Source organism: Acinetobacter sp. YH12151 (assembly GCF_013418355.1).
In the GTDB taxonomy this organism is placed as follows: domain Bacteria; phylum Pseudomonadota; class Gammaproteobacteria; order Pseudomonadales; family Moraxellaceae; genus Acinetobacter; species Acinetobacter pseudolwoffii.
The window spans coordinates 1-8179 of record NZ_VPCG01000071.1 but is presented as its reverse complement, the minus strand read 5'-3'; the positions used below and the strand labels follow the sequence as shown (position 1 = coordinate 8179).

The window sequence follows — 8179 nt, the reverse complement described above, 5'->3', positions numbered from 1 at the left end:
GATTAGGCATTCTGTACCGTTAGAGTTTAGATAATTAAATACATATTGTACCGAAATTAAATATTAAGTCTATAAATACGGTTTTTGAGTTGCTTTTTAAGACTTTATTTTGTTCCGTTAGGCTATAGTCTAAAGTAACACCTTGAACTTTTGCAACAGTGCCCTTAAATTGCTATACACACCAATGGACCAAGCCGGTTCACGTTCTCTTGCATAACTGCAACTTTATTGAAGTTCACATGCTTCAAGATCGCTTTCATCGGCTCCGACATGCCTTCGGTTTCCGACAAATCCGAAATGTACTCTGACTGGTCTACATACTTATAGAAGTTGTTATCAGGGTGTTGTTCTTTAATGCTTTGCCAACATTGGGGAACCATCACAGAGACTGGTCTGATCAGGTTGAAATTATTGGCGATATTCAACCCATACAGGTCGAAATCGGTATACACCGCTACCGGACATTCTTCTGGCAGAACTTCAAGCAACTGATTGACTGACCGGCAGTTCTTACCATGCCCCCTGTAAAGGAATAGGCTGTCTTGCCATTCGAGTGGAACTTGCTGATACCAGTCCGAAATCCGTACAAGCATAGTGCCATTCTCAATAATGATCAGCTTCCTGATTTTTTCTACTGCAAGATGCTCTAAGGACACGGCTGTTGTCACGCCAGGATGTGCAATGTGCATCTCACCGGACTTTAACGGTAGTTGTGCATTGATCGCAGCAAACCAAAGCTGCTCACCGAAAACGCTGGCATTGCCAGACTTTTCATCTATACGATGATCAGCAAGCGATATTCGGTCTGCATTGGAGTCATACGTTACCTCTGGCTCCGTTTTTACATGCTTTCCGTACAGAACCCGAAGCACATCAAGATCTGATTCACTTAGATGCAGCTCACGTTTGATGATGCTGCCGATCTGCATGTCTTTGTTCAGCATTGTCCATGTCTTGTTAAGCTTCACCACTCTGGTTTTAAGCTGTAAAACCGTCTGAATGATTGAGAGTTCTCTTTGCCCTAAGCGCATTGCATCACCTTTCCGTTGCTGTCTTTGCGACGAAACACGATATCTGAAATGTAGTAGTTGCCATTATATTTAGCATCCGTTTCACCCACTAACTGCAACTCAAGATGGTTTGAGTGGTTGAGTTCAAACTCATACAGGAGGCGACTAATCCAGTATTCAAATTTGCATCCAGGCTCTAGGCGTATGTAGGCGTTCTTTGCTGATATTTCATTGATTGCCGGACTGCCAAAAGCGTCAAAGAAGAAAAATGCAGCTTTATCCAGAGATGAGACTGCCTTCACTATCGTATGCGTTGCCTTCTCTACCGGTGGGCGTTTTTTTTCAACAACTGGACCATCTTTTTTAACACGCTTCTGATTGGCTGTCTGAGCTACCGCAGATAAAGTGTTCTCAAAATCCTCAAGGTAGATATCGGCACGAGCTTTCAGCTTGATAAGTGGTACACGACGGAAGCTATCAGGTGCCTTGTTGAAATCAATATCGGCATTCAGCGTCCGGTTGTTGGCAAAATGACGGTGCAGCGCATCAATCAGATTGATTCGCTCCTGGGTTTTTATGTCCTTTTTCCATTCAAAGAGTTGCTTGTCCAGTCGGTGATGGCTGTGGTTCATTTCTTCAATGGCTTCAAACACGCTTGGCTTGAGACGTTTGGAGATCACTCTCTGCAAGTCTGCATCACCTACCGCCAATTCATCCATCGTATTTGGTGAAAGGATTTCCAGTGCCGTAATTAGCATTTTGGCAGTCTTTAAGCTTTGTTCAGCCTTACGCATTTTCATGTCGTAGTTGTTGAACAGCGACAGATACTCAAAGCACTGATCGGCAAAATTGGTCATGTTCTCGCTGATATTGTTTGAAAGCTCAATAATCAGGTCACTTGCTTCAACCTTTAATACTTCGGCACTTTCCGGGTCCTCGACTTTTGACAAGGCATAGTCGGTACTCACCGTTTTGATACGATCAATCAGACCGCTAATGTCGGGTGCGGAAATGTTGCGTTTCTTTCTGTTTTTATAGAAATTCACAAACTCAATGACGAAGTTTCTTAGATGCAGCGTGTTTTTTTCTGCATCCAGATACCCAAGATCGCAAGACAGCAAATTATCAATCAAGGATTTGTTTGATTCATTGACCTGAATAGACGAACTGGTAAACATGATTGCTTCGGCAATAGCATCAATGTTTGCAGAGAAAACCTTCGCCCCACGTTCAGCCGGATTCACGAAGTCGATCATAGTAACTCGCCCTGCTCCACATCATCTGTTTGAGTGATATCAATCGCATTGTGTTCGGCAAGGTACTCAGCTTCATCGTAGAAAATCGACCAACGTGAAGTTGCCAAAAACTCAGTACCCACAACCCCAACCGGCACTAAATATTCGCGCTGTACCAAAAACTGAATAACACCGTTGATCTGGTCTTTCACTGTGCTTGCGGTCTTACCCAACTTTGCAGAGAGTTCTTTTAGCCCTTTTTGGACATGCTTGGACTTCTCCACTTCAACCAGGATTTCACCAGACGTAATTCTGTCGCCTCCAATCAGAGGTTCATTGCGCCCCCCTGCCTTTCTGAACAGTCGCAGCCAGTCCACAAGTGGCTCCATTTTGCTGACGTTTTCCTCAAACTGTTTGGTGATGACCTTTTTGATCTCAGGGTCACTTTCAATATCAAGGTAAATCAGGAAATACCCACCACCGCACGGTGTCTGAATACACTTTTTGCCTAGAAAACTAATATGGTTGTTTAGTTGATCTAAAAATTCGACATCATTCAAAAACTCAAAGTTCTCAAAATCACTCCACTGGTCAATTAGATAACCTTCTAATAATTTGGTCGCTACTTTTGTTAATCGTTTATCAGCCATTTAAAATTCTCCACTTTTTCCCTATTAGACTGGTTCTGCTGCAAGCAATGGGTTATCGCCTTCGATTTCCAGTGGAACAACAGTGCTGACACCATTGGCTCCAACAATGTAGAGATTCTTAAACTTGTGGTTAGAGGTTGAGTTTTCCGGTTGAGCACAGACCAGATAGATTTTGTTATGGTCCATCATGTCGAACAGCAAATTGGTGTTGATCGCATCAAAGTTGCCAATCTCGTCAAGCGGGATATGGATGTAGGTCGAGTTATCAGGGCATAACTTCCGTGACAATGCGAGGAACATGATCAGCACCAGAATACGTGACGTTCCTGTACTCCCTGCACTGGTAAAGTCGTTGTCAGTACGCAGCTCGGCAAGACGACCATTGTTCATCACGCTCATTTTCAGACGTACCATAGAGCGGATATCATCAGTATGTCCTTTGGTGCTTTCAATTGCCTTTAAGGTGTATTCACAGCAACGAATGAAATCCTCGCTCGGAATGGAGCTGCTTTGCATGTTTTCAAAGGATTGATAGTCCTCACACTGCAAAACAAACTGATTGAGCTGATCTAGGGTGTTCTTGTCATTCAGCACACTTTCCAGATTCATTGAGAAGTCAGTGAATGCCTTGAACTTGTTGCTACGGTTCAGGTAGCCAGACAGTTCCGTAGATACGCTCTTTAAACGCTTATTTAGATTAAGGATTTCCTGAATATAGTTACGCAACTGAGCCGATTTATTACGGAAAATGTTTGTGACTGCATCATGCTTTTTCGGCAAGTCGTAGTCCATGATGCTTTCGATGGTAGACATGGAGTTAATGGTGTTCATGGTTTCACTGGTAGTCCCCATACTCTCCATCTTTTCCTCAAACAGCTTGAACAGAGAGAAGGCTTCATATTTGCGCAGTAATGCCTTAGAAGCGTTTGTCTGCAAGCGTAATTGATAAATCTGTTTCTTCTGTGTATCAGCCAACGTACCCAGATCACGAGAGAAGCTGTCGAAGCTTAAAAACTCAGGTCGATCTACCTCTACCAATAGGATATCGTCATCGAACAGGTTTTCGATTTCACGCCCCTGTTTATCCAGCTTTTTGATTTTCTCCCTGAAATCTTGTGCACTCGCTTCAAGATTGTCCACTCTTGTACGAAGGGAGGTTCGGACTTGTTCAAGCTCACTTTCCAGTTTGGAAAGATTGTGGCTGTATTCAGATACAAGTTTCAGAGCTTGGTTCATGTCCTCGATATGGTTCTGCTTGTACTGATAGTGGTTTTTCTTCCACATATCGTACTCAGCCAAAATGCTTTCATAGCCTTTGACTTTGGTGTGCTGTGCAATCGCAGCCTTGATCTTCATTTCTGCCTGTTTCAGGATATTTTCATCCACGCCTTGCTCACGCAGTTTGCTGTGATACAGGTTGGTCAAATCATCCATCTTGGCTTGATAGCTGCTCTCTAGCTGCTTTTCCTTTGTGGCAATCAGGTCAAGCTTGATACGCAAGTCTGCATAGGACGCATCATAGCTCTCCTTTAAGCCATTTTTTTCAAGCATGTTGGCTGATCGAAGCTCACCACGTTTCTTCGGCTCAATCTGATTGTTGAAAGTTTGCAGCTCGTATTTCGCTCTATTTACAGCTTCTTGCTCAATACGTGTAGCTTCTGCCTTCTTCGCTTTCAGCTCTTTCTCAGTCTGGTCATAAACCTGTCGGGCTTGCTGCTTCTCGTTTTGCAGGGTATTTAACTCATTTTCGAGTTTAACAACTGCAATATTGGTCTCGTTGATCTCTCTATGGATGGACTGAGCCAGATGCGATTGCTTGTCGTACTGCTCAACCAAAGAAGCCGTGTAAATCTCGGCATCTTTCAGACGTATTTGTAGTTGCTCAAGACTGTCGGCTTCCCCTGGAATCTCCAACTTGTTCAGGTCTATTTCAAGACCATAGAGGCTTAGCGCATTGGCATTCACGCCAGTTTGCCAGACAGGGTTCAGGTTGGTTTTGAAGAAAAGCTCAGGATTGATGACCTTCGCAATGGTAGTACGCCAGTCCACATCTTCATTCGGTGCATCATTCAGGAACCGTAGCAAGGTGTCTTTCTGGAACAGGGTTGTACGCAGATTCTCTTCTGACTGCTTGGCTTTCTCAAGCTTGGCTTTTAATCCATTAAGATCATACTGCGCCTTGTTTTGATCAAAATTAAGTTGTTTAAGCTTGTTTTGAGCCGCTTTCAATTCGTCAGACTTTGCAGACAAGGTATTCTCTTTGACTTCATAAGCCAACTTGAGGCGCTGTAGCTGTAGGTTTTCTTCATCCGTAAACAGTGTTGATTGGTGCATGCGCTCCATAGCTGCTGACTGGATATCCAGAAGCCTTTGACGTTCACTGGAAATTTCTTGATCAAGAATTTGGAGCTGTTCAGCCTGTTTGCGCTCAAGCTCTTTCACCTTGAGATCAAAGCGGTTTCGCAACTGGTTGATTGCCTCCTGAACCTCGTTAGATTCAGCATTAAGGGCTTCACTGGATGCCATTTTTTCACGAAGCAAATCTGCTGAATGCTTGTCGTACTCGCGGTTGATATTTTCGTAGCTTTCAGTCAAAAACTGTTTGTATTTCTTCGCTTCTTCAATCTCGTTGAAGTAGTGCGCACGTTTCTTATATTCCTGTTCCATGACGGAAATATTCATGTCTTGATAACGTCTTTCCGCAACTTCAATATCATGAATTGCCTGTTTAAAGTTACCTGCAGACTTTTCTTTTACTGCAATCAGCTCTTTGACTTGTACAATCTGGTTATTCAGGTTACGGACTGTCTCATTCCCTTTGTTCTTTACCGCATAGATTTCATGCTCTATCGAACTGATCTGCTGCTCGTAGTTCACCACATGGTCCCGGAGTACCAACAGGTGTGCATGAAGCGCATTAAAGGAGGCTAAGACCGCATTCTTTAACTGAATGCCAGAGATAATCTTCTGCTTTTCCGATTGAAGGCTTTGTAGGGCTTTCACATCATTGATGGTTGCTAACCAATCTGCGGTAGAGGTTGGTTTTGTTTTGATTTTCTCGTTGTCCAAATACGCTTCAATTAACATGGTTTTGAAGTTTGAGACAACATTGTTCTGGTTAATCGTTACCTGGGTCAGATTGCTCAGGAATTTTAGCTGTTGTTTGCTTCCAGACAGTGAATAGCGGTTGCATAAATCACGAAGGTTTCTTTCACCTGTCAGTCGTGATTTATCTGCAGTCAGCGTATAGATATATTCAGGGATGCTGTCGATCTGACGGCTCACATCAACGCCAGATTTATAAACCTGATCAAATACGTCTTTCACATTCTGAGAAAGACCCAAGATTTCCAGACTGCTCTCACTTAATAGCGTATCTTCCGCGCATCCATCAACAAATCGGTAGTTGTGCTTGCCCTGATTATTATTGCGATACAGCACCACACACTTTGTACCTGAGTGAGCAAGGTATTCAAAAATCACCATGCTTCGACTGCTCGGCAAATAGTAGTCTACGAAATTTTTCTTGTTTGCAGCTTTCTCTATTAACCCATTTGGTGAGGCACCAAAGAAAATAGGAATCAGGTTCAGGAATGAGGTTTTCCCTGCACCGTTGATACCGGTAATGTTTGTATGACCACCACTAATATCAACTCGGAATAGTTTAGATGAAAGAAAAGAATCATAAAGAATGATTGACTGTAAACCTTTCATAGAGGTTTCTTGAGGGTTAATAATACTCATTATATACCTTTTATAAATATTCATAAGTCTAATGGATACTTCAATTTTAAATAAAAACTGTAACTTTCCCTGATCTTATACTTTTATTAAATATAATGGCGGTTATCCGACATAGACACCAACATATCAAACCGTCCGCTAAGAAAATTGCAAAAGCGCATATTCTAAAAGCGGACATTTTTACTTTGGAGAAACCGGACATTTCTACTTTGGGCTTACAACACTTGTATATTAATTGAAATATCAGCAACTTATTAAAATCAGAAAAATGCAAAAATGAGCAAAAAGCCGATTTTGAAACAAGTCGGCTTTTTTATGAGCAGTTTTGATAGTTCTTGCCAATAATTCTGTATAGAAAATGATCAATTTTGGCATTTTCCCAATGTTCTCAGCTCTTCCAGGGCGAAAACTATCCCCAATTACTGTGGATGAAATTTAGGCTATTTTGTACGCCCTGGCGCACAACAATCTCGGCTCTTTGCGGCTACCTGGAACAGTGGAATTTTCCTATGATGAAGCCATAGAGAACAGGATGTTCCAAACAACAAGAATAAGAAAGATCGCACCAGGAACGTGAGGTAAGACAGGAGTCATACTTAGCAACCCAATATGAAAAACCCCGGCAGGATGCCGGGGTTTTTTATTGCCTATCCTTTCTCATTTGCAAAACAAACATAATGCCCCTAAAATATAGACTATAATCTATATTTTGGTTGTGGTATGTGGACAGTCATTACGACAGATCTATTTAATCAGTGGCTTGAACAGCAAGATGAACCTACACAAGAGAAGGTCCTAGCTGCCCTGGTTGTTCTACAGCAGCAGGGACCGAGTTTAGGCCGTCCTTTAGTAGATACTGTGTATGAGTCTAAATTTACCAATATGAAAGAACTGCGTGTTCAACATCGCGGTAGACCCTTAAGAGCTTTCTTCGCATTTGATCCCTTACGACAGGCTATTGTTCTATGTATTGCTGATAAAGGCGGTAAAAAGCGTTTTTATAAAGACATGCTGGATATTGCAGATGAACAATACCAACTTCATCTCACTACCCTAGGAGATAAATCTAATGGCTAAGACTCTGCAAGAATTGTTAGCTAGCCGCTCTCCAGAGAGCCAAGCCCGTATTCAAAAAATGGCTGATGAATTACTGCTAGAAAATCAGCTTCATCTTATTCGTGAAGAACTCGAAATTTCTCAAAAAGAGCTTGCTGAAACTTTGGGAATAAAACAGCCATCGCTTTCAGCAATAGAAAATCGTGGCAATGATCTTAAGATTTCAACCATGAAAAAGTATGTTGAGGCAATGGGTGGGAAGCTCCGTATTGATGTAGAGCTTCCAACAGGAAAACATATAGGATTCAACGTTTAACAATAAAAATGGGAGCTATAGGCTCCCATTTTTAGATTCGTATAACGTTGAACCCAACGGTAAATAGTCGTGTGATCAACATTCACACCCCGTTCGGCCAGCATTTCCTGCAGTTCACGATAGCTAATGCCATATTTACAATACCAGCGCACAGCCCAAAGAATGATT

6 protein-coding genes and 1 pseudogene are annotated in these 8179 nt (G+C 42.2%); 2 read left to right on the top strand and 5 right to left on the bottom strand.

The window, feature by feature from the left end; translation table 11 throughout:
- Positions 1–164: 164 nt before the first annotated feature.
- From FTU82_RS14995 to FTU82_RS14980, 4 genes are read right to left on the bottom strand one after another with little or no spacing between them, the layout of a single operon-like run.
- Entirely contained in the window at positions 165–1031 is an 867-nt protein-coding gene (locus FTU82_RS14995; RefSeq protein ID WP_004676005.1) for a hypothetical protein, read from the bottom strand.
- Positions 1022–2266, bottom strand: coding sequence for a hypothetical protein (locus FTU82_RS14990; RefSeq protein ID WP_180001799.1), 1245 nt, complete (start codon positions 2264–2266; stop codon positions 1022–1024). Before FTU82_RS14990 ends, FTU82_RS14995 begins: the two co-directional genes overlap by 10 nt.
- Positions 2263–2895 carry a hypothetical protein gene (locus tag FTU82_RS14985; RefSeq protein WP_004676008.1) on the bottom strand — a complete coding sequence of 211 codons (633 nt, stop codon included), beginning with the start codon at positions 2893–2895 and terminating at the stop codon, positions 2263–2265. The genes FTU82_RS14990 and FTU82_RS14985 overlap by 4 nt, the downstream gene beginning before the upstream one ends.
- Positions 2896–2919: 24 nt before the next feature.
- Positions 2920–6609, bottom strand: coding sequence for an ATP-binding protein (locus tag FTU82_RS14980; protein WP_257222008.1), 3690 nt, complete (start codon positions 6607–6609; stop codon positions 2920–2922).
- Between the two features lie 750 nt (positions 6610–7359).
- Between FTU82_RS14980 and FTU82_RS14975 the strand changes: the two genes are divergently transcribed.
- Positions 7360–7716, top strand: coding sequence for a type II toxin-antitoxin system RelE/ParE family toxin (locus FTU82_RS14975; protein WP_004668307.1), 357 nt, complete (start codon positions 7360–7362; stop codon positions 7714–7716).
- Complete coding sequence (locus FTU82_RS14970) at positions 7709–8011, top strand: helix-turn-helix domain-containing protein (protein WP_001140620.1); 303 nt, start codon at positions 7709–7711, stop codon at positions 8009–8011. The genes FTU82_RS14975 and FTU82_RS14970 overlap by 8 nt, the downstream gene beginning before the upstream one ends.
- A gap of 41 nt (positions 8012–8052) precedes the next feature.
- Here the strand turns inward: FTU82_RS14970 and FTU82_RS14965 are convergent.
- A pseudogene (locus FTU82_RS14965) lies at positions 8053–8178 on the bottom strand (IS6 family transposase); the annotation flags it as partial.
- Between the last annotated feature and the right edge of the window lies 1 nt (position 8179).